The 24,843-nt window shown below is 72.5% G+C and carries 24 protein-coding genes and 2 tRNA genes; 14 read left to right on the forward strand and 12 right to left on the reverse strand.

The window, feature by feature from the left end; genetic code table 11:
- Positions 1 to 164 precede the first annotated feature (164 nt).
- A complete protein-coding gene (locus JO379_RS12455) occupies positions 165 to 1,262 on the reverse strand; it encodes an LLM class flavin-dependent oxidoreductase (RefSeq protein WP_209514973.1) in 1,098 nt (365 codons plus the stop codon).
- 271 nt (positions 1,263 to 1,533) lie between these two features.
- Between JO379_RS12455 and JO379_RS12460 the strand changes: the two genes are divergently transcribed.
- The 5 genes from JO379_RS12460 (at position 1,534) to JO379_RS12480 (ending at position 4,748) form a co-directional block, all read left to right on the forward strand.
- Positions 1,534 to 2,292 (forward strand): IclR family transcriptional regulator, encoded by a 759-nt coding sequence (locus tag JO379_RS12460; RefSeq protein WP_130877974.1) that lies wholly within the window; start codon positions 1,534 to 1,536, stop codon positions 2,290 to 2,292.
- Between the two features lie 97 nt (positions 2,293 to 2,389).
- A tRNA-Lys gene (locus JO379_RS12465) sits at positions 2,390 to 2,463 on the forward strand.
- A gap of 147 nt (positions 2,464 to 2,610) precedes the next feature.
- Positions 2,611 to 3,021, forward strand: coding sequence for a hypothetical protein (locus JO379_RS12470; protein WP_209514974.1), 411 nt, complete (start codon positions 2,611 to 2,613; stop codon positions 3,019 to 3,021).
- Positions 3,022 to 3,096: 75 nt separating this feature from the next.
- Positions 3,097 to 3,882, forward strand: a complete 786-nt coding sequence (locus tag JO379_RS12475) for a DsbA family protein (protein ID WP_130877976.1) — start codon at positions 3,097 to 3,099, stop codon at positions 3,880 to 3,882.
- A complete protein-coding gene (locus JO379_RS12480) occupies positions 3,879 to 4,748 on the forward strand; it encodes a cytochrome c biogenesis CcdA family protein (protein WP_209514975.1) in 870 nt (289 codons plus the stop codon). Before JO379_RS12475 ends, JO379_RS12480 begins: the two co-directional genes overlap by 4 nt.
- A 79-nt stretch (positions 4,749 to 4,827) precedes the next feature.
- Here JO379_RS12480 and JO379_RS12485 read toward each other — a convergent pair whose 3' ends face one another.
- The 3 genes from JO379_RS12485 to JO379_RS33900 all read right to left on the reverse strand — a co-directional run bounded on the left by JO379_RS12485 (position 4,828) and on the right by JO379_RS33900 (position 7,252).
- Positions 4,828 to 5,418: a lytic polysaccharide monooxygenase auxiliary activity family 9 protein gene (locus JO379_RS12485; RefSeq protein WP_209514976.1), complete on the reverse strand. Its 591-nt coding sequence runs from the start codon at positions 5,416 to 5,418 to the stop codon at positions 4,828 to 4,830.
- Between the two features lie 73 nt (positions 5,419 to 5,491).
- Entirely contained in the window at positions 5,492 to 6,154 is a 663-nt protein-coding gene (locus tag JO379_RS12490; RefSeq protein ID WP_209514978.1) for a nucleoside/nucleotide kinase family protein, read from the reverse strand.
- A gap of 231 nt (positions 6,155 to 6,385) precedes the next feature.
- The gene (locus JO379_RS33900; RefSeq protein WP_209514979.1) at positions 6,386 to 7,252 is read right to left on the reverse strand and encodes a C40 family peptidase; all 867 of its coding nucleotides are present in this window, start codon (positions 7,250 to 7,252) and stop codon (positions 6,386 to 6,388) included.
- A gap of 247 nt (positions 7,253 to 7,499) precedes the next feature.
- Between JO379_RS33900 and JO379_RS12500 the strand changes: the two genes are divergently transcribed.
- The 3 genes from JO379_RS12500 to glxA all read left to right on the forward strand — a co-directional run bounded on the left by JO379_RS12500 (position 7,500) and on the right by glxA (position 11,736).
- Positions 7,500 to 7,573, forward strand: a tRNA-Lys gene (locus JO379_RS12500).
- Between the two features lie 324 nt (positions 7,574 to 7,897).
- Positions 7,898 to 9,781 (forward strand): glycosyltransferase family 2 protein, encoded by a 1,884-nt coding sequence (locus JO379_RS12505; protein WP_209514980.1) that lies wholly within the window; start codon positions 7,898 to 7,900, stop codon positions 9,779 to 9,781.
- Entirely contained in the window at positions 9,778 to 11,736 is a 1,959-nt protein-coding gene (glxA, locus tag JO379_RS12510; protein WP_130877982.1) for a radical copper oxidase GlxA, read from the forward strand. Before JO379_RS12505 ends, glxA begins: the two co-directional genes overlap by 4 nt.
- A gap of 208 nt (positions 11,737 to 11,944) precedes the next feature.
- On the opposite strand, the gene JO379_RS12515 is transcribed toward glxA, so the two are convergent.
- The 6 genes from JO379_RS12515 to JO379_RS12540 all read right to left on the reverse strand — a co-directional run bounded on the left by JO379_RS12515 (position 11,945) and on the right by JO379_RS12540 (position 17,892).
- Positions 11,945 to 12,991 (reverse strand): glycoside hydrolase family 6 protein, encoded by a 1,047-nt coding sequence (locus JO379_RS12515; RefSeq protein WP_130877983.1) that lies wholly within the window; start codon positions 12,989 to 12,991, stop codon positions 11,945 to 11,947.
- Between the two features lie 175 nt (positions 12,992 to 13,166).
- Positions 13,167 to 13,829 carry a class F sortase gene (locus JO379_RS12520; protein WP_130877984.1) on the reverse strand — a complete coding sequence of 221 codons (663 nt, stop codon included), beginning with the start codon at positions 13,827 to 13,829 and terminating at the stop codon, positions 13,167 to 13,169.
- Between the two features lie 20 nt (positions 13,830 to 13,849).
- Positions 13,850 to 14,506, reverse strand: a complete 657-nt coding sequence (locus JO379_RS12525; RefSeq protein ID WP_130877985.1) for a hypothetical protein — start codon at positions 14,504 to 14,506, stop codon at positions 13,850 to 13,852.
- A 146-nt stretch (positions 14,507 to 14,652) separates the two neighbouring features.
- On the reverse strand, positions 14,653 to 15,432 hold the full coding sequence (locus JO379_RS12530) for an HAD-IIA family hydrolase (protein WP_130877986.1): 780 nt from the start codon (positions 15,430 to 15,432) through the stop codon (positions 14,653 to 14,655).
- 132 nt (positions 15,433 to 15,564) lie between these two features.
- Positions 15,565 to 16,392 (reverse strand): hypothetical protein, encoded by an 828-nt coding sequence (locus tag JO379_RS12535; protein WP_209514981.1) that lies wholly within the window; start codon positions 16,390 to 16,392, stop codon positions 15,565 to 15,567.
- Between the two features lie 120 nt (positions 16,393 to 16,512).
- Positions 16,513 to 17,892 carry an ROK family protein gene (locus JO379_RS12540; protein WP_245382054.1) on the reverse strand — a complete coding sequence of 460 codons (1,380 nt, stop codon included), beginning with the start codon at positions 17,890 to 17,892 and terminating at the stop codon, positions 16,513 to 16,515.
- A 48-nt stretch (positions 17,893 to 17,940) separates the two neighbouring features.
- Between JO379_RS12540 and JO379_RS12545 the strand changes: the two genes are divergently transcribed.
- The 3 genes from JO379_RS12545 (at position 17,941) to JO379_RS12555 (ending at position 20,819) form a co-directional block, all read left to right on the forward strand.
- Positions 17,941 to 19,047 carry a Gfo/Idh/MocA family protein gene (locus JO379_RS12545; protein ID WP_209514983.1) on the forward strand — a complete coding sequence of 369 codons (1,107 nt, stop codon included), beginning with the start codon at positions 17,941 to 17,943 and terminating at the stop codon, positions 19,045 to 19,047.
- Positions 19,044 to 19,523: a heme-degrading domain-containing protein gene (locus JO379_RS12550; protein ID WP_209514984.1), complete on the forward strand. Its 480-nt coding sequence runs from the start codon at positions 19,044 to 19,046 to the stop codon at positions 19,521 to 19,523. The genes JO379_RS12545 and JO379_RS12550 overlap by 4 nt, the downstream gene beginning before the upstream one ends.
- Positions 19,524 to 19,673: 150 nt before the next feature.
- Positions 19,674 to 20,819 carry a serine hydrolase domain-containing protein gene (locus tag JO379_RS12555; protein WP_307841973.1) on the forward strand — a complete coding sequence of 382 codons (1,146 nt, stop codon included), beginning with the start codon at positions 19,674 to 19,676 and terminating at the stop codon, positions 20,817 to 20,819.
- 272 nt (positions 20,820 to 21,091) lie between these two features.
- Here the strand turns inward: JO379_RS12555 and JO379_RS12560 are convergent, their stop codons facing one another.
- Complete coding sequence (locus tag JO379_RS12560; protein WP_130877992.1) at positions 21,092 to 21,370, reverse strand: hypothetical protein; 279 nt, start codon at positions 21,368 to 21,370, stop codon at positions 21,092 to 21,094.
- Between the two features lie 464 nt (positions 21,371 to 21,834).
- Between JO379_RS12560 and lepB the strand changes: the two genes are divergently transcribed.
- Together lepB and JO379_RS12570 are read left to right on the forward strand one after the other, a co-directional pair.
- The gene (gene lepB, locus JO379_RS12565) at positions 21,835 to 22,686 is read left to right on the forward strand and encodes a signal peptidase I (RefSeq protein WP_130877993.1); all 852 of its coding nucleotides are present in this window, start codon (positions 21,835 to 21,837) and stop codon (positions 22,684 to 22,686) included.
- Between the two features lie 96 nt (positions 22,687 to 22,782).
- Complete coding sequence (locus tag JO379_RS12570; RefSeq protein WP_130877994.1) at positions 22,783 to 23,058, forward strand: hypothetical protein; 276 nt, start codon at positions 22,783 to 22,785, stop codon at positions 23,056 to 23,058.
- Positions 23,059 to 23,076: 18 nt separating this feature from the next.
- On the opposite strand, the gene JO379_RS12575 is transcribed toward JO379_RS12570, so the two are convergent.
- Positions 23,077 to 23,715, reverse strand: a complete 639-nt coding sequence (locus JO379_RS12575) for a LysE family translocator (RefSeq protein WP_209514987.1) — start codon at positions 23,713 to 23,715, stop codon at positions 23,077 to 23,079.
- 148 nt (positions 23,716 to 23,863) lie between these two features.
- On the opposite strand from JO379_RS12575, the gene JO379_RS12580 reads away from it, so the two are divergent.
- Positions 23,864 to 24,838, forward strand: a complete 975-nt coding sequence (locus JO379_RS12580; protein WP_130877996.1) for a zinc-binding dehydrogenase — start codon at positions 23,864 to 23,866, stop codon at positions 24,836 to 24,838.
- Positions 24,839 to 24,843 lie beyond the last annotated feature (5 nt).

Raw genomic sequence — 24,843 nt, forward strand, 5'->3', positions numbered from 1 at the left:
TCAATCGCCGGACGGGCTGCTGTGCTGTGTCCTCGATCGCCGGACGGGCTTGGCAGCTGAGCTCAGCCGAATCAAGCCCGTCCGGCGTTTGAGGACGCGCCCGCAGGGCGCTCGCCGCCGCAGGCGGCAAAGGCGGCCCGCAGCCGACGATCCGCCGGACAGGCCTACGCGTCCGGCAAGCCGTACGCGTCCGCGATCAGTTCATAGCTGCGCAGCCGAAGCCCCGGCGTATGCGCGTTGGCCGTGAGCATCAGCTCGTCCGCGCCGGTCCGCTCGACGAGGGCATTCAAGCCCGCGCGCACCTCGTCCGGGGTGCCGAAGACGACATTGCGCAGCCAGTCGTCGACGAACTCCCGCTCGGCCGGGCCGAAGTCGTACGCCTCGGCCTCCTCCGGCGTCGGGATCAGCCCGGGCCGTCCGGTGCGCATCCGCAGCATCGCGAGCGCCCCGGTGAGGACCTGACGGCGGGCCTCCTTCGGGTCGTCGGCGGCGAACGCCTGGACGCCGATCTTGGCGTACGGGCGGTCGAGGACCTCGGAGGGCCGGAAGGAGTCGCGGTAGAGCTGGAGCGCCGGGATGGTGTTCGCGGCGGAGAAGTGGTGCGCGAAGGAGAAGGGCAGGCCGAGGGCCCCGGCGAGCCGTGCGCTGAAGCCGGAGGAGCCGAGCAGCCAGACCGAGGGCCGGTCCGCCCGCTGCACCCCGCCGGGCACCCGGCCCTGGACGGGCCCGGGGACGGCGTGGATGCGGGCGTAGGGATGGCCGTCGGGGAAGTCGTCGTCCAGGAACCGCGTCAGCTCGGCGAGCTGCTGCGGGAAGTCGTCCGCCCCCTCCCGCAGCCGGTCCGAGCGGCGCAGCGCGGCGGCGGTCGCGCCGTCCGTGCCGGGCGCCCGGCCGAGGCCGAGGTCGACGCGGCGGGGGGCGAGGGCCTCCAGGGTGCCGAACTGCTCGGCGATCACCAGCGGGGCGTGGTTGGGCAGCATGACGCCGCCGGAGCCGAGGCGGATCCGGTCGGTGCGGGCCGCGAGGTGGGCCAGGATGACGGCCGGGGAGGAGCTGGCCACGCCGGGCATGGAGTGGTGTTCGGCCACCCAGAAGCGGTGGTAGCCCCGGCGCTCGGCGAGCCGTGCCAGCTCGACCGTGGTGCCCAGCGCCTGCCGGGCGGTCCGGCCGCTGCCGACGGTCGCCAGGTCCAGTACGGACAGCGGCACCGGCGCGCTTCCCTTGGGCTCGGCCCGGATGATGTCGTCCCGCTCGTCGGCCACGGTGGCCCGCCTCCCTGGTTGGCGCTGCGTCTGGTCGCTCGCGCCGCGCGGGGTGTCCCGCACGTCGCGCCCACCCCAACCGGAGCATCACTCCGCTTATTCCCGGCCGCACCGCGGAGTCCCTTTTTATGACATCGGCATATGCCTTCGGGGCGCTTCCCTGGACAGGCGCCCGATACCCGGGTCCAACTCCTCAACACCCGCTCCTGAAGGACCCTTTCGCCTTTATCGTGGAGAGCGGATACTCGCTGGAAACCGCTAGGGGGAAACCGTGGCGCTCAAGCCCGAGCCGACCGCGCCGTTCCACTCGGTGCAGTACGCCCTGCGCGTGCTGGAGACGGTCGCCAGACACTCCGGCGGCGTCACCGAGGCCCAGATCGCGCGCGAGACCGGCCTGCCCGCCGGCCACCTCGCCCATCTGCTGCTGATGCTCCGCCGCGAGGACTACGTGGAGCGGGTCGGCGACGGCGCCTACATCATCGGTGAGTCCCTGGTGCTGCTCGGCTCCGGCGGCGACCGCGCGAAGGCCGTGGAGCGCAAGCTCCAGCAGTCGCTGTTCGCGCTGCGCGATTCGCTCGGCGCGGCCGTCTATCTCAGCCGCTACATCGACGGCGAGGTCAGGATCACGCAGTACGCGGACGGCCCGCGCACGCCCAAGGTCAACGAATGGGTCGACTTCCGCTCCGCCGCCCACGCGAGCGCGCTCGGCAAGTGCCTGCTCACCCAGCTCGACCACGACGACCGGCGCGACCACCTCTCGCGCCACAAGACCGCCCGGCTCACCTCCCGGACGATCACCAATGAGCAGGTCCTCTTCCGCAAGCTCGACGCCCAGCCCGCGACCGTCCCCGTCCTCGATCTCCAGGAGTACGCGGTGGGCACGGTCTGCGCCGCCGTCCCGATCACCGCCGGGCACTCGGTCGGCTGTCTCGCGCTCTCGCTCCCGCTGGCCCACGCCCACCGGCTGCGGCAGGCCGCCGAGACACTGAACCGGAAGGCCGCACCCCTGTTGCTGTCGATGTCCCTCTGAGCCCCTCCGACGCCCGCGAGAAAGGGGCGGGAGGGGCCCCGGCGGCGGGTGGTTCGGAGCACCCGTTCGGACCGGGTATTATTTTCTCTGTCAGCAGGCGCCGCTAGCTCAGTTGGTTAGAGCAGCTGACTCTTAATCAGCGGGTCCGGGGTTCGAGTCCCTGGCGGCGCACAGACAGTCGAAGGCCCTCACCGATGGTGAGGGCCTTCGTCGTGCTCCCGGAAGTTCTCGGGGGAGACCGTCCGCCGACCGGCCGCCGTAGCATGGGGGCCGCGGCGGGCCCTGCCGCGCGTAATGAGGACCGGGAAGGAGGGCCACGTGCCGCAGCACCGCCGTCCGACGGCAACCGCGCTGCTCCTGCTCCTCCTCGCGGTCCTCTCCGGCCCGACCCCGGCCGGCCGGCTCCTCTCCGGCGCGCTCGACTCCGCGTACGCGCGGGCGGCGAGCGGCACCACGGCCACCGTCCCGCAGGACACCCGGCCCGAGATCCACGACCCCCACACCGCCCGGGCCGGCTCCGGCGACGCGGGCGGCACGTGCCGTCCGCAGGGCCTCCCGCCGGGGGGCGCCGAGGCCGTCGTCCCGGCCGGGCACGGCGACCCGCTCACCGCACCCGCCGCGACCCGCGCGGCGCTGCCCGCCGCGCTCCCGCCACGGGCCACCGTGCCGAGGTCGCCGCCCGCCCCCGTCGCCGGCTGCGCCGAGCTGCTCCCCGTCCTACGGATCTAGACCCGCCCACCACGGCCCGCCCGGGCCGTACCCCGGCATGCCCAGAATCCGTCAGACCCATGGAGTCCCTTCCTCATGTCCGCACCGCTCACCTCGCCCGCCCGCCGCCTCGCGGCCATCGGCGCGGTCCTCGCCCTCGTCGTCGCGCTCGTCGCGGCCGGCATCGCGATCGGCAAGAACGCCGGCGGCTCCGGCAAGCGGGAGGCGTCCGCCTCCTCCGAGCCCGGCGCCGACCCGCAGCAGCCCGCCTACGACGAGGCGGAGAAGGCCACCAGCCGCCGTAAGGACGGCGACCCGCTCGCCCTCGGCCGGACCGACGCGCCCGTCGTGCTCGTCGAGTACTCCGACTACCAGTGCTCGTACTGCGGCCGCTACACCCGCGAGACCCAGCCCGAACTGATCAAGAAGTACGTGGACGAGGGCGTGTTGCGCATCGAGTTCCGCAACTTCCCCATCTTCGGCAAGGACTCCATGCGCGCCGCGCGGGCCGCCTGGGCCGCCGGGCAGCAGGGCCGCTTCCCGCAGTTCCACCACGAGCTGTTCGCCAAGCTCCGCAAGGGTGACGCGCTCGCCGAGGACAAGCTGGTCGAGATGGCCCGCACGGCCGGCGTGTCCGACGTCGACCGGTTCCGCGAGGACATGAACGGCTCGGCGTCCGAGGCCGCCGTGAAGAAGGACCAGGAGGAGGGCTACGCCCTCGGCGTGCAGAGCACCCCCTCCTTCCTCGTCGGCGGGCGGCCCGTCGCGGGCGCCCAGCCGATGAGCGCCTTCGAGGCCGCGATCGCCCAGGCCAAGGCCGCCAAGGCGGCGAAGGCGGCCGGCCCGGCCAAGGGCGGGGACAGCGGGAAGAGCGAGAAGTGACCGACATCGGTTACCTCGCCGCCTTCCTCGGCGGCGCCCTCGCCCTGCTCAGCCCGTGCAGCGCGCTGCTGCTGCCCGCGTTCTTCGCGTACTCCCTCGCGAGCCCCGGCAAGCTGCTGGCCCGCACTTGCGTCTTCTACCTCGGGCTCGCGACCACGCTCGTACCGCTCGGCGCGGCCTCCACGGCCGCCAGCCGGCTCTTCAACGGCCACCGCGATCTGCTGATCACCGCCGGCGGCTGGATCGTGATCGCCATGGGCGCCGCCCAGATCCTCGGTCTCGGCTTCGCCTCCAGGAAGGCCCAGGCCGCCGCCGGGCGCATCACCCCGCGCTCGGCTGCCTCGACGTTCCTGCTGGGCTGCGTCTACGGGCTGGCGGGCTTCTGCGCCGGGCCGATCCTCGGCGCGGTGCTGACCGTGACCGCCGTCAACGGCAACCCGGTGTACGGGGCGTCGATGCTCGCCGTCTACGCGCTGGGCATGGCGCTGCCGCTGTTCGTGCTGGCCGTGTTCTGGGACCGCTTCAAGCTCGGCAGCCGGGGCTGGCTGCGCGGCCGGGAACTGCGCCTCGGCCGGCTGCGGCTGCACACGACCTCGCTGGTGTCCGGGCTGTTCTTCATCGGCATCGGCGTGCTCTTCCTCGCCTACGACGGGACGACCGGCCTGCCCGGGATCCTGGACGCCGACCAGGAGTTCGAGCTGGAGGAGCTCGCCTCCCGGATCGGCAACGCCGTGCCCGACTACGCCCTGCTGGCCGTGATCGCGCTGGTCGTCGCGGGGGTGCTGGCCCGGATCGCGCTGCGGCCGGTCAAGCCTGCTGAGCCTGCTGAGCCCGCCGACCGGAGCGCGCCGGTCCGCGAAACGTGACCGGGCCGGCGCGGGAGACCTCGGTGCGCGGTGCGCACCAAAGGTCTCCCGGCCGGCCCGGCGCCGGTGGGGGCTCAGGTCAGAACTGGACGTCCGAACAGGCGTAGAAGGCGTTGGGCGTGTCCGCGATCGTCCAGACAGCAAGAATGATGTGCTTGCCGGTCTTCAGGGTGGGGACGGCGCCCTGGTGGGTGACGGTCGCCTCGGGGACCCGGCCCCCGTAGGGCACGCTCATGAAGGGCTGGGGTTCGAGGTCGGCGCGGGTGAGCGGCTTGGCGGGGTTGTAGCCGTCCTTGGTGATGTAGTAGCGGAAGTCGGTCGTGGCGTGCCGGGCGGTGAGCTTCCAGCGGAAGCCGTAGCCCTGCCCCGCGGTGAGCTTGGTGGCGGGCCACTGGCCGCCGCGCGGGTCGTCGAGCTGGGCGAAGCGGCTGTTGCCGCCCGCGCAGATCCGGCCGTCGGCGGGGCCGCGGGACGGGAAGCCCTTCGGACCCTCGACGCTCTGGGGTTCGTACTGGATCTCGCCGCAGTTCTTCACGGTGCCCTTCGCGCAGAACACCTGCCGACTGGTGGGGGAGTCGGTGTAGCCGTGGCTGTTGGCGCTGCCGGTGGCGAGCACGGACACGCAGGCCACCGAGAGGCCGATGATCACCGCACTGATCTTTTTGCGCATGCTTCGCTCCCTCGAGAACGTGGGGGGTTCTCCGTGAGGTGGGTGGAGTGTGCGGTCTAGACCAAGTCGGAGATTAGTCCTCCGAAATAGTCATGTCCAGGCCAAAGGACGCGAGAATCCGGTCGCTGTTCACGCGCGAGGACTTGACCAGTTCACCGTTGGGCCGGTCATTGCCCAGCTCCCAGGCCCGCGCGCCCGCCAGATCGCGCCCGTCGGCCAACTGCCGCTCGACCAGACGCCCTTGACGCACCTCGTCGGGCGTCTCCAGATACCAGACCTCGGCCAGCCACCGACGGGCCTCCCGCCAGCCCGGCTCGTCGCACGCCAGGTAATTGCCCTCGGTCACCACCAGCCCGGTCGGGGGCGGCACCTCGTGCCGGGCGGCGACCGGCTCGTGAAGGACACGGTCGTAGTCCGGTACGTACACGCTGCGCTCGCGCTCCTCCACCACCCGGCGCAGCAGCGCGGCGTAGCCCCACACGTCGAAGCTCGGCGCGGAGCCCTTGCGATCGGTCAGGCCGAGGCGCTCCAACTGCGCGTTGGAGAGATGGAAGCCGTCGAGGGGCAGATACGCGGCCGCGCCGGCGCCGTGCAGCCGCTCCAGCTCGGCGACCAGCGCCCGGGCGAGCGTCGACTTCCCCGCGCCGGGCGGGCCCGCGATGCCCAGCACGACGCGACGGCCGTCGGCCGCCGTGAGATTCCATGCGTCGGCCGCCAGCTCGGCAATGTTCCCCATGCCCGCACCTTAGGCCTCCGGCGGATCTTCGGCTGCGGGCCGTGTGCCAGCGGGCTCTGCGGCTGAGCCGGCCACAACCAGTCCGCCGGGGGCACCTCCCAGCGGTAGCTGGGGGAGATTGAGGACGAAACGGCGGGTGAGCCGGCGACCGAGAGCGCGGCCGGACAGTCCCCGACCGTCCGCCGGGACGGCGGACGGCGGCCGTACGGGTGCCGTCGGCGCCGAGCCAGGTCAGCGCGGTCGGCCGTACAGGTTGGGGCTGTAGTAGGAGAAGGTCGAGATGCGGACCTTCTTCCCCGGGCGGGGAGCCTCGAGGTATTTGCCGCCGCCCAGATAGATCGCGGCGTGGTGGACGCCGGACGCCTTGCCGTTGGTCGACCAGAAGACGAGGTCACCGCGGCGCAGAGCACGGCGGGTGATGCGCTTGGTGGCGCGGTACTGGTCGGCGGCGATGCGCGGCAGCTTCACGCCCGCGCGGCGGTACGCCTGCTGGATCAGCCCGGAGCAGTCCCAGGCGTGGGGACCGTTGCCGCCCAGCTTGTAGGGGTCGCCGATCTGGGCCATGGCGAAGGTGATGGCCGACTCCAGTCGGGGCTCGGCGGCGGTGGGAGCCTGCGGCGTCCCTGCGGGATCCGCCGGGAGGGGCGGGGAGAGGGGCCCCCGCAGGGCGGCGACGCCGGGTATGTCCTGGTCGCTGAGCGGGACGGCGAGCTCCTGCGGCTCCGGCTCGCCCGGCTCCGACTCGCCCGGCTCCGGCTCGTCCGCGAGGGGGTCGCCGGGGAGCGCGGGATCCTCCGCGTCGCCGGGTTCGTAGACGGAGCTGTCCCCGCCCACCGGGTCCGGGGGCTCGGGGGCGGCCGTGGCACCCGTTCCCGAGCCGGCGATGACCGCCACCCCCACCGCCGCCACGATCGCGCCGCGCAGGGCGCACCGGTGCCGGGTACCGCCCTCGTCGAGAGGCCCGTCGGGAAGCTCGCCGAGAGGCTCGGCGTGAGCAGCGTCACCGTCGTCCGCCCGCGCCGGGGCGGCGGCCGTGTCCGCGCAGAGCGGGCATCCACGGCCGTCGGGTGGTTCCTCGGTGAATGCCGGAGTCCGCACCGCCTCACCGCCTTCCCGTACGCCTGTCCGGGGCGGTCGCCGACGGGCCCGCACCCGCCGTGCCGCGGCGGCCCGCCGGACCGCTTGTCACGCGTCCGTACTCGCCACAGCTTCTCAACGGGCCGGAGAAACCGCACGTCGGCGCGGTGTGAGCCGATCACGGCGGGAGAGACGCCGCTCCCGCGGGCGGCTCGCGGGGTGGTCGGAAGCACCCTCGAACATCAGGTAGAGTTTTCTCTGTCAGCAGGCGCCGCTAGCTCAGTTGGTTAGAGCAGCTGACTCTTAATCAGCGGGTCCGGGGTTCGAGTCCCTGGCGGCGCACAGACAGTCGAAGGCCCTCACCATTAGTGAGGGCCTTCGTCGTGTCCGGGCCGGGCCGCGGGATGCGCCTCACCCCCTTCGACACCTTTCGCACACTCCTTCGCTTGACGCACCGCTTTGCCCGGTAACCACCTCGTTTCACCCTTGCGATCATGACGCGGGGTCGGAGATCCTGAACCGACAGCAACGACTCGTTCTCGCTGCGTGAGCAGTGGGTCGGGTGGGGTGCCGGGGGGAGCCGGTGCCCCTGCGCCCGAGCGGCCGGGGGGTCCGCGGGCTCAGGATCTGACACACGCAGACAGCTGCGTGTCGGGGGGATGACTCATGACGTCGACGCCTGCCCATGCCCGGCAGCAGTCCCACGATCCGTCCTCGGCCACGCGCCCGCGCCCGCCCCGTGCGCCGGTCCCGCGCATCCCGCCGGATCCGCCCCCTCCGGCCGGCACCGCCGGTGCGACCGGGGCAGCCGGATCAGCCCCGCCCGGCGCTGCCCCGCCGCATCAGCGCAGGCCACGGCCCCGCTTCGACTACGAGCACTACAGCCGGCTGGCCGGCCCGCTGACCCAGCCCCACCCCATCGAGCCCTACCGCGTCCGCTATCGCAGTCTCCTCGCGGACGAGCCGCACCGGATCCGGGCGGCGCTGCTCCTCGGGGCCGCACCCGTCGTATCGCTGGGGCTGCTGGTGTGGCTGATGCAGCCCGCGCACTGGACCGAGCGCGACCACGCCACGACCGCCATGCGGTTCCTGGACGCGGTGATGCTCGTCTCCATCGGCCTCATCGAGCTGTTCCGCACCCTGAATGTCACGTCGAACGCCCATGCGACGCTCGTCGCCCGCGACCCGGTCCCCGTCGTGCCCGAGACCGGCACCAAGGTCGCCTTCCTGACCTCGTTCGTCCCCGGCAAGGAGCCGATCGGGATGGTCACCAAAACCCTGGAGGGCGCGATGCGGCTGCGGCACCGCGGCCCGCTCGACGTATGGCTGCTGGACGAGGGCGACGACCCCGAGGTCAAGGACGTCTGCCGGCGGCTCGGGGTGCGGCACTTCTCCCGCAAGGGCGTCGAGAAGTGGAACCAGAAGAAGGGCCCGCACCGCGCCAAGACCAAACACGGGAACTACAACTCCTGGCTGGACGCCCACGGCGACGATTACGACTTCTTTGCCTCTGTCGACACCGACCACGTGCCGCTGCCCAATTTCCTGGAGCGGATGCTCGGCTATTTCCGCGATCCCGACATCGCCTTCGTCGTCGGTCCCCAGGTCTACGGCAATTACGACGCGGCCGTCACCAAGGCCGCCGAGAGCCAGCAGTTCCTCTTCCACGCCCTGATCCAGCGGGCCGGCAACCGCTACGGCGCGCCCATGTTCGTCGGCACCAACAACGCCGTGCGGATCAGCGCGCTCAAGGGCATCGGCGGGCTGTACGACTCGATCACCGAGGACATGGCCACCGGCTTCGAGCTGCACCGGCACCGCAATCCGGCGACCGGGAAGAAGTGGCGCTCGGTCTACACCCCCGACGTGCTCGCCGTCGGCGAGGGGCCGAACGCGTGGACCGACTTCTTCACCCAGCAGCTGCGCTGGTCCCGGGGCACCTACGAGACGATCCTCAAGCAGTTCTGGAAAGGGCCCTTCACCCTCTCCCCCGGGAAATTCCTGAACTACACCCTGATGGTCATCTACTACCCGATGACCGCCATCAACTGGATGCTGGGCGCGCTGAGCTGTGCCCTCTTCCTCGGCCTCGGCGCCTCCGGCATCTCCATCAATTCGGAGATCTGGATGATGCTCTACAGCGATGCCGCCGCCCTGCAGATCGGGCTGTACATCTGGAACCGCCGGCACAATGTCTCACCGCACGAGCCCGAGGGCTCCGGCGGGCTCGCCGGCATGGTGATGTCCGCGCTGTCCGCGCCGATCTACGCCCGCTCGCTGATGGACGCCGTGCTGCGCCGCAAGAGCAATTTCGTGGTGACGCCGAAGGGCGACTCGGCCAGTCCCGACACTCTGTTCGGCACGTTCCGTGTGCACCTGTTCTTCCTGGTGGTATTCGGCGGCTCGCTGGCCGCTTCCTTCTGGTTCGGCCACACGCATGTTGCGATGACCACCTGGGCTTCGCTCGCCCTCGCGATCACTGTCGCGCCGATCGTCGCCTGGTGGTGGACCCTCCGCCACACCGACCGTGCCGTGGAGGCCCGCGCATGAGAGCCCGCCCGTTCCGCGTCAGCCGCCGCACCCGCCGCGTAGGCATCGGTGCGGCGGTGGCGGTCGTCCTGGCGGGGATGAACGGCCCCGCCATATGGGGCTACGCCTCCGCCAAGTACCACGACTACAAGATCAACCAACCGGGGTACAAGGCGGCGAACGGTCACTGGAAAGTGGTCGACATGCCCCGGGAATACCGGATCAATACGATCCACGCGGCCCTGCTGCACACGGGCAAGGTGCTGCTCGTCGCCGGCTCGGGGAACAACGCCGCCAATTTCGACGCCAAGAGCTTCCGCTCGGTCCTGTGGGACCCCGAGCACAACACCTACAAGAACATCGACACCCCCAAGGACCTCTTCTGCGCCGGGCACACCCAGCTGCCCGACGGCAAACTGCTGGTCGCGGGCGGCACCCAGCGCTACGAGAAGCTGGAGGGGGACGTCACCAAGGCGGGCGGGCTGATGGTCGTCCACAACGAGGACCCCGACAAGCCCATGACCCTCCCGGCGGGCACCCGCTTCACCGGCGGGAAGAGCGGCAAGACCTTCGAGTCCCACGACCCCCTGCTCGTGCCCCGCGCCAAGAAGACGCAAGGGGAGGGGGGCAAGGTGACCGTCACCGCCAGCACCGCGCGCGTCTATGTGGAGGCGCTCGGCCAGGGCCCCAAGTACGAGACCGGTCTCACCGACAACTACCGCATCGAGGGTCTGAAGGGGAAGGACGCCCAGAACCTCTACGGCATCGCCAACAAGCTCTCCTTCGACAAGAAGGATTTCCAGGGCATCCGGGATTCCTTCGAATTCGACCCCATCGCCGAGCGGTACGTCCCGGTCGACCCGATGCGGGAGGCCCGCTGGTATCCGACGCTGACCACCCTTCCCGACGGCAGGGTCCTGTCCGTCTCCGGGCTGGACGAGATCGGCCAGGTCGTCCCCGGGAAGAACGAGATCTACGACCCGAAGACGAAGAAGTGGAGCTATCTCCCCAAGGAGCGGTTCTTCCCCACCTACCCCGCCCTTTTCCTCACGGACAAGGGCCGGATCTTCTACACGGGGTCGAACGCGGGCTACGGTCCGGCCGACAAGGGCCGGGTGCCGGGGCTGTGGGATCTGGAGAGCAACGCGTTCACCGAGGTGCCCGGCATGAGCGACCCGGACACCCTGGAGACCTCGATGTCCGTTCTGCTGCCGCCCGCCCAGGCCCAGCGGTACATGGTGCTCGGCGGCGGCGGGGTCGGGGAGAACAAGAAATCCACCGCCAGGACGCGCATCGTCGATCTGCACGATCCGAAGCCGCGCTTCCGGGACGGCCCCGACCTCTACGCCAAGGCCCGCTACCCGAGCAGCGTCATCCTGCCCGACGACACCGTCCTGACGACCAACGGCTCGGGCGACTACCGCGGCCGCAGCGACTCCAACGTCCTGAAGGCCGAGCTGTACGACCCGAGGACCAACACCAAGCGCGCGGTGGCCGATCCGCTGGTGGGCCGCAATTACCACTCCGGCGCGCTGCTGCTGCCCGACGGGCGGGTCATGACCTTCGGCTCCGACTCGCTCTTCGGTGACCGGGCCAATTCCAAACCCGCCACGTTCCAGCAGCAGATGGACCTCTACACCCCGCCCTACCTCTTCCGCGACTCACGTCCCGCGCTGCGGGACACCGCTCCGCGAACGGTGAAGGCGGGCGAGAAGACCACCTACGCGACGGCGCACTCCCAGGCCATCCGCAAGGCGCGGCTGATCCGGCCCGGCTCCTTCACCCACGTCACCAACATCGAGCAGCGCTCGATCGAACTGGAGCTCACCAAGACGGCGAACGACATCACCGTCACGCTGCCCGAGGACACGTCCCTGATGCCCCCCGGCTGGTACATGCTGCATGTGATCGACGACCAGGGGACCCCGTCCGAGGCGGTCTGGATCAAGGTGCCCAGGGTCGGGGACCGGGACTAGCCTGTCGGGCGGTTCTTCGGCCCCCGGGCCGTCTTGCCGCCTGCGGCGGCGAGCGCCCACCGGCGCGTCCTCAAGCTCCCCCAGCTACCGCTGGGAGGTGCCCCCAGCGGGCTGGTGGTGGCCGGGCTCAGCCGAAACAAGCCCGTCCGGTGCTCGAGGACACCGCCGCGCAGCGGTGGTGCGGACGGCATCCACAGAACAGGCCGCGTCAGCCGGCGTTGCGGGCGAGCTCCAGGGCGTAGGTCTCCCACCACTGGCCCGCGTCCGGGCCGCCCTTGCAGGCGCCGTCGGACTCCCCCGGCCGCTTGACCCAGAGGTAGGCGTCCGTCAGCGGGTCCCCGGTCCGGGTGGTCGGGGGGTCGCCGAGGGCCCGGCCGGAGGGGTTGCACCAGGCCTTCTCGTGGTCGCCGCCGTTCAGCGGGCCGTTGCCGTTGCGGCTGGTGTCGATGACGAAGTGCTTGCCGCCGACGAGGGCGGAGAGCCTGCGGCCGTAGTCCTTGTTGGCCTGCGTGGTCTGGAAGTTGGAGACGTTGAGCGCGAATCCGTCGGCCTTGGCGATCCCGGCCCGGCGCAGCGGCTCCGCCATCCGCCCGGCGGGCGTGACCCAGCTGGGGTTGCCCGCGTCGAGATAGACCTTGGTGCGCGGCAGCGCCTTGAGCTTGCCGACGGCTTCGTTGAGCAGCGCGAACCGCTCCTCGTGGAACTCGCGCGGCGTGCAGCCGTCCTCGATGTGCGGCAGTGCGTCCGGCTCCAGGATCACGGTCGCGCTGCGGTCACCGATGCCCTTGGCCGCCTGGTCCAGCCACTGGCGGTAGGCGTCGCCGTCGGCGGCGCCGCCCTGGGAGTACTGGCCGCAGTCGCGGTGCGGGATGTTGTAGAGCACCAGCAGGGCGTCCCGGTCGGCCTTGGCGGCGGCCTGGGTGAAGCCGCGCGTCTGGCCCTCCGGGTCGTCCACGCCGATCCACTCCGCGACCGGCTGCGCGGCGATCTTCCCGAGCAGCTCGGCCTCCCGTGCCTTGCCGTCGCGGCGCAGCCGGTCGGCCCGCTGGGCGGCGGTGGCCTGCGGATTGACCCAGAACGGGGCCTGCGCCTTGGGCTGCTGGGTGGGCGGCCGTGAGGACTCGCGCTCCTTGGGAACGGCGGTGTCCGAGGACGAGAAGCACCCGGAGAGCAACAGCAGTGCCCCCACCGCGGCTGCCGCCCTCGCCGGGCCCGTGCGGCCCCTGCGTGTGTGGCCGGTGTAGCTGCCGTACATCCACTCCCCCTTGGCTGTACTGCCTGGGGGTGCCCCCAGACCCGCGCGGGACATGACCGGTCGTCTCAATGCTGACACAGACGTGTCCTCCACAGTGGGTGCTCAGGGTATGACTTGGCGTCATATCGCCCTGTTGGACCAGGGACCGCGGTCGCGGCCTGCCGGAATCGGGGGTTCATACCCGGCCCGCGCCGGTCAGGTAGGCGGAGACGACGACGTTGGCGGAGTAGGAGTGCCGGACGCGGTCGTAGTCACCGCCGCAGGTGATCAGTCGCAGCTCGGCCCGGTCCGGCTCGCGGGGCCCGTAGACCTTCCGGGCGTCGAAGCGGTCCTTGGTGTAGACGGAGACGTCCTCGACGGTGAACTCGGCGCTCGTGCCGTCGACCCGGGCCACGGTGATCGTCTCCCCCGGTTTCAGTTCGCTGAGGTCGTAGAAGACGGCGCGGGCGCGGGGGGTGTCGAGGTGGCCGACGAGGACGGCGGCGCCGGCGCTGCCGGGCTGCGGGCCGCCGCGGTACCAGCCGACGGCGTTGGACCGCGAGTAGGGCGGCGGTTCCACCGCCCCCGTCGGGTTGAGGCCGCGCTCCTCGATCGGGGCCCAGACGCCCGTCGCCCTGATGGACAGCCCCCGGGGCCGGGAAGCGGGCAGCGGTTCACGGGCCGGGGGCAGCGAGCGCCCCATCGGGCGGCCCGCCGCGGCGACGTCGCCGGTGGTGGGCGTGGCGGGGCCGTGCCCCTCGGTGATCTCCCGCCCCCACAGCCACAGGGCCAGCAGTAGTGCCGCCCAGGTCACTCCGGTCAGCAGGCGGCCGGTGCCACTGGCACGCGGTTCGGACATCGGCTCGGGCCCGCGTTCCGTCAGTGCCGCGATTCGTCGGTGTCGCGGCGCTGCGCGGCCTCGTTGCGGCGGCGGTACCAGATCACTCCGGCGGCGATCAGCGCGGTGCTGCCCGCGAGGACGAGCCCCGGCGTGCCGGGTGCCTCGGCGGTGGCCATCGACGTGCCGCCGCCGCCCGCGGGCACGGGCGCGACGGGCAGCTCGGAGGAGGGGGAGTCGGGCAGGGTGTGGTCACCGGGCGGCTGCCCGCCTTCGGGCCGGTCGTGGGTCTCGGCACCGACGCGGTCGTCCTGCCGGTCGCGGGCGCCCTCCGGCTCCTCGCCCTCCTTGACGATGGTCAGCCGGCCCGCGGCCGTCGCGTCGTAGCCCTCGCAGTTGACCTTCACGGGGTAGACGCCGGGGGCGACGGTCGAACGGACGGTCGCCTCGGCGAACAGCCCGGCCGAGTCCTTCGCCAGCACGGCGTCGGAGACGAAGGCCTCGGAGCTGGCGGTCGCCCGGTTGTTGCCGCAGCCGGAGACGCGCAGTTGTACTTCGCCGCCGGGGTGGCTGGTGACGGGGGTGAGTTCGACGGTCCCCGACATGGTGGCGGGGTCGTCGGCGGCGTACGCGGGGGCAGCGCAGACGACGGCCGCCGCCACGAGGGCGCCACAGAATGTGAAGCGGGCAGAGTCCATGGGGAAACCTCCTGGGTACGTCAGAAGGTTCACCCGCCGGTCTTCGGCGTCGCATCCGCTCCGTAGCCGTATTGCGCCATCCGGTGCCCAAAGGCCCCCGATCGGCTCGGAGCGAATCGGATCGCTTCAGGCCGGTTGAGGCCTGGTCAGATCAGTTCGACGAGGTCGGCGATCGAGTCGACGACGCGGGAGGGGCGGAAGGGGTGCAGCTCGATCTCCTCGGAGCGGGTGAGCCCGGTCAGCACGAGGAAGGTCTCCATGCCGGCCTCCAGCCCGGCCAGCACATCGGTGTCCATCCGGTCGCCGATCATGGCGCTGGTCTCGGAGTGCGCGCCGATCGCGTTGAGCCCGGCCCGCATCATCAGCGGGTTCGGCTTGCCGACGAAGTACGGCTCGCGGCCGGTCGCCTTGGTGATCAGGGCGGCGACGGAGCCGGTGGCGGGCAGGGCGCCCTCGGCGGAGGGGCCGGTCTCGTCGGGGTTGGTGGCGATGAAGCGGGCGCCCGCGTTGATCAGCCGGATGGCCTTGGTGAGCGCCTCGAAGCTGTAGGTACGGGTCTCGCCCAGGACCACGTAGTCGGGGTCGTGGTCGGTGAGGACGTAGCCGATGTCGTGCAGGGCGGTGGTGAGTCCGGCCTCGCCGATGACGTAGGCGGTGCCGCCGGGCCGCTGGTCGTCCAGGAACTGGGCGGTGGCCAGCGCGGAGGTCCAGATGTTGTCGACGGGGACGTCGAGCCCGATGCGGGCCAGCCGGGCGTGCAGGTCACGGGGGGTGTAGATGGAGTTGTTGGTCAGTACGAGAAAGGGCTTGCCGGACTCGCGGAGCCGCTTGATGAAGGTGTCCGCGCCGGGCACCGGGATGCCCTCGTGCATCAGGACACCGTCCATGTCGGTCAGCCAGGACTCGATGGGCTTGCGCTCTGCCACAGTGGGACTCCTGCCGTAAACGCCCCTCGCCGGGGCTGGGTACGCCAGAGCGGCACCTCTTGTGCGCCGCCCTGACCCCTCCAGCCTAATCAGCTCCCGGCCGTGACCTCCCGGTCGGCGGCGCGGGAGGGGTCAGCGGCCCGACCGCCGCGCCCCGAACATCAGCGCCGCCCCGCCGAGCAGCAGCGCGAGGCCCGCTGCCCCGATCCCGAAGAGGTGGTGCGGGGAGCCCGTGTCGGCGAGCGCGGGCGGGCTCGCGTCGACGTCACGGGGCGTGCGGTCACCGGGGTCGCCGGGGTCCATCGCGTCCCCGGGGTGTCCGCCGGTCCCCCGCCCGGTCTCCTCGGCGGGTTCGGGCGCGCCCTCCTCGATGGCGAAGGTGTAGTCGTCGGACTCCCCCACCCACTCGCCGTCGTTCCCCCGGCGCTGCACGGCGGTCACATTGGCCGTGACCGGGCCCTCGGCGGCACCGGCCGCGAAGGACAGCCGCAGATCGACGGTGACCGAGCGGCGGGCGGGGACGGCGAAGCCGGGGAAGTCCGGCGAGGAGCCGTCGAAGACACCGACGTTCTCGGCCTCGTCGGTCCGCTCGAACCGCACGGGCCGCCAGCGCTCGGCACCCCGGTCGTAGAAATCGAGGCGGATGTCGCCGGGCCGCAGCGCGCGGCCCCGGTCGGCGAGGACCGCGACCGGGTGCACGGCCTGGCAGTCGGCGCCCGTGTCGTTGCGCAGCTCCAGCCGCCAGCCGTGCGGGGCGCCGCCGCGCCCGTACACCTCGGGGCCGCCGCTCAGCCGCGAGCTGATCGGGAAGGCGGCGCTGCCGGGGTCGCCGCAGGGCGGCTGCTCGGCGGCGAACCGCGCGGCGGCCCGCACGGTGGCCGCCGGTGCCGCCGGTGCCGTCGCCGGGACGAGCGCGAGCGCGGCGGCGCCGACTGCGACGAGGGCACGGGGCAGGGGCATCGCGGGGCCTTTGCGGTGGGAGTGCGGGTGGGGTGCGGGTGGGGTCCAGGTCCTCTGGAACATCCCACCGCCCGCGCGCACGAGCCCGGCGCGGCGCGGCCCCGTGCGGCCGACTGGCCGTCACATACCGCCCGATGTGACGATTTTCGTCTCATCGGACCGGGTCGTGAAGGCCGTGCCGGACCGCCCGAAGAGCGGGGCGAGCGCCAGCTCGGCCGCGCCCTCGACCACCGTCCGGCCGCCGCCGGGGGTGACGGCCACGGGGACCGTACGGCCGTCCGCGCGGCCGGCGTCCTCGGTGAGGACCGCGCGCACCCCGCGCAGATACGGCTCCGGTTCGGCCAGCACGGTCCGGCCGCCGAGCAGGACGAGGTCGATGTCCAGCAGCCGTACGAGGTTGGCGGCGCCGACGCCGAGCAGCCGCGCGGCGCGGGCGGTGCCGCCGGCCGCGACGGCGTCCAGGCAGAGCGCTTCGATGCAGCCCCGGTTGCCGCACGGGCACGGCGGCCCGTCGAGCTGGAGCACCTGGTGCCCGAACTCCCCGGCCCCGGTCCTGGCCCCCCGGTGCACCCCGCCCCCGAGGACGAGCCCGGCGCCGAGCCCCGTGCCGAGGTGCAGATAGGCGAAGGAGTCGGCGGCGGGCGCGCCGCCGCCCGCGCCGCGCAGCACGAGCCCGAGCGCGGCGGCGTTGGTGTCCTTGTCGACCACGACCGGCATCCCGAGCCGCTCCGCGAGCGCGTCACGCAGCGGAAAACCGTCCCACTCGGGGAACCCGGTGACCCGGTGCAGCACGCCGCTCGCGTGGTCGAGCGGCCCGGGCACGGCGACGCCGACGCCGAGGAGGGGGCGGTGTGCGGTGCCGCTCGCGCGGGGCGAGGAGGGCACGGCGTGTGCGGCCCCGCCTGCGGCGAGCTCGCCTGCGGCGGCCGACGAGCCCTCGCGGGCGTCCGCGGCGAGCGCGCGCGAGCCGGGCGCCCCGGACGGCGACGCGGCAGCGGTCCCGCGCACAGCGCTCGGGGACGTTCCCGCCGTCGGCCCCCCGGCCGCGCACCCCTCCGCATCCGCCAGCAGCGCCGCCACCTCCTTCGCCACCGCGTCCAGCAGCGCCTCCGCGCCCGCGCCGAAGGCGAGGGGGGCGGTGCGGGTGGCGACGGGGGTGCCGGTGAGGTCGACGAGGGTCGCGGTCAGGGCGTCGCGGTCGAGGTGGAGGCCGATGGCGTGGGCCGCGTCCGGGACCAGGCGCCAGGTCGTGGCGGGCTTGCCGCCGGTGGACGCGCGGCGGCCCGCCTCGGCGGCGAGGCCCGCTGCCCGCAGCCGGGCGCAGATCTTGCTCACGGCCTGCGGCGTCAGGCCCGTACGCCCGGCCAGCTCCGCGCGGCTCGCGCCCGCCGCACCGGCGTCGCGCAGCAGCCCGAGGACGAGGGCGGCGTTGTGGTCGCGCAGCGCGGCGAGATTGGCACCGGGAGGGGGGTTGCCCAGACCTTTGTTCACACCGCCCATTGTCGCCATCGCTTGCACTTTCGCAACAGCGTTGCCAAAGTGGGGAGCATGGATGGCACCACAGGCACCCCCCGCACCCCGCTGCGCGTCGGACTCATCGGTTACGGCCTGGCGGGCTCCGTCTTCCACGCCCCGCTGATCGCCGCGACCGAGGGCCTGGCCCTCGACACGGTCGTCACGGCCGACCCCGACCGGCAGCGGCAGGCCGTGGCCGAGCACCCGGGCGTCACCACGGTCGCCGACGCGGACGCCCTCTTCGCGCGGGCGGGCGGACTCGACCTGATCGTCATCGCCTCCCCCAACCGCACCCACGTCCCGCTCGCCCGCAGGGCCCTGGAGGCCGGGCTGCCGGTGGTCGTCGACAAGCCGCTCGCCGCGACGGCCGCCGAGGCCGAGGAGCTGGCCGCCCTGGCCGACGAGCGCGGGCTGTTGCTCGGCGTCTTCCAGAACCGTCGCTGGGACAACGACTTCCGTACCGTCCGGAAGCTGATCGACGACGGTGCCCTCGGCCGGGTCCAGCGCTTCGAGTCCCGCTTCGAGCGCTGGCGGCCGCGTCCCAAGGGCGGCTGGCGCGAGTCCGGTGACCCGGCCGAGATCGGCGGGCTGCTCTACGACCTGGGCAGCCACGTCGTGGACCAGGCCCTGCACCTCTTCGGCCCGGCCGCCACCGTCTACGCCGAGACCGACGTGCGACGCGAGGGCGCCGAGGCCGACGACGACACGTTCATCGCGATCACGCACGTGAGCGGCGTCCGCTCCCATCTGTGGGTGAGCGCCACCACCGCCCAGCTCGGCCCCCGCTTCCGGGTGCTCGGCAGCGAGGCGGGCTTCGTGAAGTACGGCCTCGACCCGCAGGAAGCCGCGCTGCGCGAGGGCCTGCGCCCCACGGCCGACGGCACGGCCTGGGGCGTCGAACCCGAGTGCGCGTGGGGCCGCCTCGGGGCGGGCGAGTCCCCGCAGACGGGCGGCGGGGAGCCCGTACCGACCCTGCCCGGCGACTACCCCGCCTACTACGCGGCGATCGAGGAGGCCCTGCGCACGGGCGGCCGGCCGCCGGTCACGGCGGCCGAGGCGGCGGACGCCCTGCGCGTCCTGGAGGCGGCCCGGACCTCGGCGGCCGAAGGCCGTGCGGTGCGGATCGGGGCGGGCCGATGAGCGAGGGGCCGGTGAGCGAGGAGATCGCACGGCTGGAGGAGCAGGAACGACGCCTGGTCCTCGGCCACTTCGACAACGACGACGCCTGGCGCATCGGCTCGCTCCTGGCCGGTCTGGCACGCGAGCGCGACGCCGCCGTCACGGTCACCGTCCGGCGCGGCGCCCAACGCCTCTTCCACTGCGCCCTGCCCGGCACCTCCGCCGACAACGACGCCTGGCTGGACCGCAAATGCCGCGTCGTCGAGCGCTACGCCGAGTCCTCCTACCTCGTGGGCGCCCGCTTCCGCGCGAAGGGCCGCACCTTCGAGGACTCCTCCCGGCTGGACCCGGACCGCTACGCCGCGCACGGCGGCGCCTTCCCGCTCACGGTGCGCGGCACGGGCGTCGTGGGCGCGGTCGCGGTGTCGGGGCTGGCGCAGGCGGACGACCACGCGCTGGTGGTGGAGGCGCTGGAACGGTTCCTCGCCGAGGACTGACGCGAGGGCGGCGGGCCGGGGCGGGCAGCGGGGCCGGGCGCACGGAATATCGCTCGATCCGATCGCGCGGCGTACGTATCGTGACCTGGGCCAACGGCACACGGGGGGCATCGGTCCGGCATGCCCCGACGCGAGGGGAAGAGCAGCACAGTGGAGCACAGCGGATGGGCCGACGAGGGGTTCGGAGCCGTAGCGGACGAGTTCGCCCGGAACTTCACCGAGCGCGGTGACCTCGGCGCGGCCGTGACCGTCTTCGCGGGCGGCCGCAAGGTCGTGGACCTGTGGGGCGGCATCGCCGACCAGCGGACCGGCCGGGCCTGGGAAGAGGGCACCGCCGCCCCGGTCTTCTCCGCCGCCAAGGGCATCGTCGGCATCTGCGCCCATCTGCTCGCGCAGCAGGGCCGGCTCGACCTCGACGCCCCCATGGCCGACTACTGGCCGGAGTTCGGGCAGCGCGGCAAGGAGAAGATCACAACGCGCATGGTCCTCGCGCACCGCGCCGGCCTGCCCGCCGTCGACGACCGCACGCTGACCTTCGAGGACCTCGCCGCCTGGACCCCGGTCATCAAGGCCCTTGAGGAGCAGGAGCCCCTCTGGGAGCCCGGCACGGCGCTGGAGTACCACGGGTTCACCCTGGGCTGGCTGGTCGGCGAGGTGATCCGGCGGATCACCGGGCTCACCCCCGGCGCGTACTTCCGTGCGGCCGTCGCCGACGAGCTGGGCCTGCGGACCTGGATCGGGGTGCCCGAGGCCGAACTCCCCTCGCTGGCCCGGCTCGTCGAGGCCGGGGGACGGCCCGCGCTGCCCGACCCGGAGACGCTCATCATGCGGATCCTGACGACGAACGGGCTGGTGCCCTTCCCCGGCCTCGACGATCCGCACGGCTACAACTCCCCCGCGCTGCTGACCGCCGAGTTCCCCGGGACGGGCGGCGTCTCCTCGGCGCGCGGTCTGGCCACGCTGTACGCGGCCGCCGCGCACGGTGTGGACGGCGGGCCGCGGCTGCTCAGCCCGGAGACCGTCACCGACGCGGTGCGGGAGCAGTCGGCCGGCGCCTCCTGGTCGGGCTTCCCCGACCTGGGCGCGCGGTGGGGCTCCGGCTTCCACCTCGACTCGGCCCGCCACCCCCTGCTCGGCCCCCGCAGCTTCGGCCACGACGGCTCGGGCGGACAACTGGCCTTCGGCGACGACGAATACGGCGTCGGCTTCGGTTATGTCACCAACCGGATGATCGGCCACGGCGACGCCAGGACGGCGTCCCTGCTCATGGCGGTACGGGGGTGTGTCGGGCGCTAGGTGTATTGCCCTGCACCTGGCCGACGGGGCCGTCTTGCCGCCTGCGGCGGCGAGCGCCTCTCGCCTGGCCGGCGGATCCTCGACTACCGGCCCGCCTTTGCCGCCTGCGGCGGCGGGCGCCCTGCGGGCGCGTCCTCAAACGCCGGACGGGCTTGTTGTGGCTGAGCTCAGCCACAACAAGCCCGCTGGGGGCACCTCCCAGCGGTAGCTGGGGGAGTTTGAGGACACCGCCGCGCAGCGGAGGTGCACACGCCCCAGCAGTGGGGGGTTAACTACCAGCGCGGCTTCGCGGAGGTCTCGTCCGCCTTGATGCAGGCGGCCCGCTTCTTGGCGATGGCGTCGGCCTGGGCCTGGGCGCGCTTGGCCGCCTCGGGCTCGCCCAGCTTCCGCAGCGTGGCGGCCTTGGCCTTCAGGTCGGCGACCTGCTGACCCATCTGGTTGATGTTGCAGGTCTTGTGGGGGGCCGCGGTGGCGGTCGTGACGGGCAGGGCCGTGAAAAGAACACCGCCGGCGAGCGCGGCGGTCACGGCGAGCGCGGAAATACGACGCATGCGTCTCTCCAAGTTCCGGGTCGTACCGACCCGTTGAGGGGGGAAAATTCGCCGACCTCCATCGGTTACCCAAGGTGGCCGACAACGCGGAGCGTAGTGGAAATAAGGATCTTGAAGGCCCGGCAAGTCGGGCAGAGTCCGCATATCAGACCGCCAACTCCCCGTGGTTTCCGTCACTTCCCCCGAACCAGTCCGCGCCACCCCGTCCCCTCACACACCGTTATCACGCCACCTGGAATCACGCACCGTCACGGCCTGAATTCAACCGTTCCCGCGACGGGCCCGGCGCCGACCTCCGGTCGCGGTGACCCGCCTCCACGACCCGTGCCCCGGGAAGCCCCAGGTCACCTAGGATCGATCGGGAACGATCCGACTCCCGAGCTCGTGGAACTCCCGCTCGTTGTGGGAGTGGCGGGCCCGCGCCGAGCAGGGTGCGGGCGGGAAGCACGAGTGAGGAGCAGAGCGTGGCGGACGCGGCGGTCGACGCACGGTCGGAGCACAACGGGCCGGAGGACGGGTCGGCGCCACAGGGCCCGCGCGGCAAGAAGGCAAAGAAGCAGCGCCCCTTCTGGAAGGAGCTGCCGATCCTCCTCGGGGTGGCGCTCCTGCTCGCCCTGCTGATCAAGACCTTCCTGGTGCAGGCGTTCTCGATCCCGTCGGACTCCATGCAGAACACCCTGCAGCCGGGCGACCGGGTGCTGGTCGACAAGCTGACCCCGTGGTTCGGCTCGGAGCCCGAGCGCGGCGAGGTCGTCGTCTTCCACGACCCGGGCGACTGGATGAAGTACGAGCCGACCCCGCAGCCCAACGCCGCCCAGAAGGTGCTCAGCTTCATCGGCCTGATGCCGTCCGCCGAGGAGAAGGACCTGATCAAGCGGGTCATCGGGGTCGGCGGCGACACGGTGGAGTGCAAGGGCACGGGCCCGGTCAAGGTCAACGGCAAGCCCCTCGACGAGCCGTACGTCTTCGCGGGGAACACGGCCTGCAGCACGGACGAGAGGGGGCAGTTCAAGGTCAAGGTCCCCAAGGGGCACCTGTGGGTGATGGGTGACCACCGCCAGAACTCCGCGGACTCCCGCTACCACCGCGAGAACCCCGGCGGCGGCATGGTGCCGGTCGGCAATGTGGTGGGCCGCGCGGTCGTCGTCGCCTGGCCGGTCGACCGCTGGTCCACGCTGCCGGTGCCCGGCACGTTCGACCAGAAGGACATCAACACGGTGGCCGCCACGGCCCCCGGCGCGCTGGCCCTCGTGGGCGCGGCACCGCTGGTGTGGCTGCGCAGGCGCTCCCGCGCGCGGGTGTCCGCAGCCGAGTAGCGGACTCCGAACCCGCTATTCAGGTGGCGCACGGTCGCGCGATTCCTGTTCGGTATCCGTGGGTAGGCATGCCCGGACCCGAGGGAAGGGATGTCGATGACCACGTGGTGGATCACATCGGAACAGACGGTCGTCCAGGACGGGGTGGCGCAGCAGCAGATAACCGTCCTCCGCTCCCTGTCCGGCAAGTCGCGTGAGCAGGCGGTCGCCGAGCTCCACAAGACCGTCAAGAGGTACGTGCCCGAGTCGCTCAAGGGCGTTCCCCACGTGGCCGTGCGCAATGACGACGGCTCCTTCTCGATCCTGCCCAAGAAGGCCAACAAGGGGTATCCCCCGTGCACGGTCAGGCTGCGCGAGCAGTTCGGCGGCTGAGCGGCCGCCCCTCCCCGCTCAGTCCCCCAGGGCGAGCTTCAGGCCGAAGCCCGCGATGACCGTGCCGGTGACGCGGTCGAGGGCCCGGCGCGCGGCGGGGCGTTGGAGCCAGCCGCGCAGGGCCTGGGCGAAGGCGATCAGCGCCATCGACCAGAGCAGGCCGAGCAGTATGTGCACGCAGGTCAGCAGCAGACCGGTCGTGAAGTGCGGGGCTCCGGCCGGGATGAACTGCGGCAGGACGGCGACGTAGAAGACGCCCACCTTGGGGTTGAGGAGGTTGGTGAGCGCGCCCTGCCGCCACCCCTCGTACAGGGTCTCGGCCTCCTTCAAGGCCTGTGCCTCGCCCGTCCCGTCGGTCCGTATGCCGCGCCAGGCGTCGATGAGCATGCGGGCGCCCATCCACAGCAGATACACCGCGCCCGCCCAGCGCAGGATCTCGTACGCCATCTGAGACGCCGTCAAGAGCGCGGTCACACCGAGCGAGGTGAGCGCACCCCAGACCAGGATGCCGGTCTGGATGCCGAGGACCACGCCCCAGGCCCGTCGGCGGCGGCCGAGCGCCGCTGTGCGCAGGACGAGGGCGGTGTCGAGGCCGGGGGTGAGGGTGAGGAGGCCCACGACCAAAGCGAAGGACCATAGCGTTGTGCTTATCGTCATGGATGTTCACCATAATCCTGCCCGAATTCGGGCACGATCACCGGGGTCGATCTCAGTCTCCTCGCTCCCTTGACCTCAAGCAATGTTGATGTTGGAGAGTGATCACACCGCCCCACCCACGGGACGCACCGATCCAGGAGCGCACGCCATGCACGCGATACGACTGCACGCCTTCGGCCCCGCCGGGAACTTGAGCCACGAAGAGGTTCCCGCGCCCGTGCCGGCCGAGGGTCAAGTGCGGATCGATGTACGGGCGAGCGGCGTCCACTGGATCGAGACCACCCTCCGGCGCGGCCTCCCCGTCGGCCCGCACCAGCCGCCGGAGCTGCCGGTCATCCCCGGTGGCGAGGTCGCCGGCGTCGTGTCGGCGGTGGGACCGGGCGTGGACGAACAGTGGCTGGGGCGACGGGTGGTGGCGCAGTTGGGCGGGTACGGCGGGTACGCCGAGCAGGCCGTCGCCGACGTCGGCTCCCTCCACCCCCTCCCCGACGACCTGGACGCCGAGACCGCCGTAGCGGCGATCACGACCGGCTCCACGGCCCAGGGCGTCCTGTCCGTCGCGGGCATCACCGCCGACGACACGGTGCTGGTGATGTCGGCGGCCGGCGGCCTCGGCAGCCTGTTCGTCCAGGCGGCGCGCCGGGCCGGTGCCACCGTCGTGGGAGTGGCGGGCGGCCCGGCGAAGACGGCACGCGTACGGGAGCTCGGCGCCGATGTCGCGGTCGACTACCGGGACGCCGACTGGCCGGCGCACGTCCGCGAGGCCCTGGGCGGGCGTCGGGTGAGCGTGGTCCTCGACGGCGTGGGCGGCACGACCGGCCGCCAGGCCCTGGAACTGCTCGGCCCCGGCGGCCGCTTCCTGCTGCACGGCTGGGCCTCCGGAACGGCCACCGAGATCACCACACAGGACATCATCGAACGCGCCCTCACCGTCACCTGGGCGATCGGCCCGGCCATGGTCCCCGCCGGCGGCATGCGCGAGCTCGCCACCCGCGCCCTGGCCGAGGCCGCCGCGGGCCGCCTCGTCCCGCTGATCACCCGCTTCCCCCTCGCACGCGCCGCCGACGCGCATGCCGCGCTGGAAGCCCGCGAGGCCGAGGGCAAGGTCGTGCTGACGATCTGACCCGC

The organism is Streptomyces syringium, assembly GCF_017876625.1.
In the GTDB taxonomy this organism is placed as follows: Bacteria; Actinomycetota; Actinomycetes; order Streptomycetales; family Streptomycetaceae; genus Streptomyces; species Streptomyces syringius.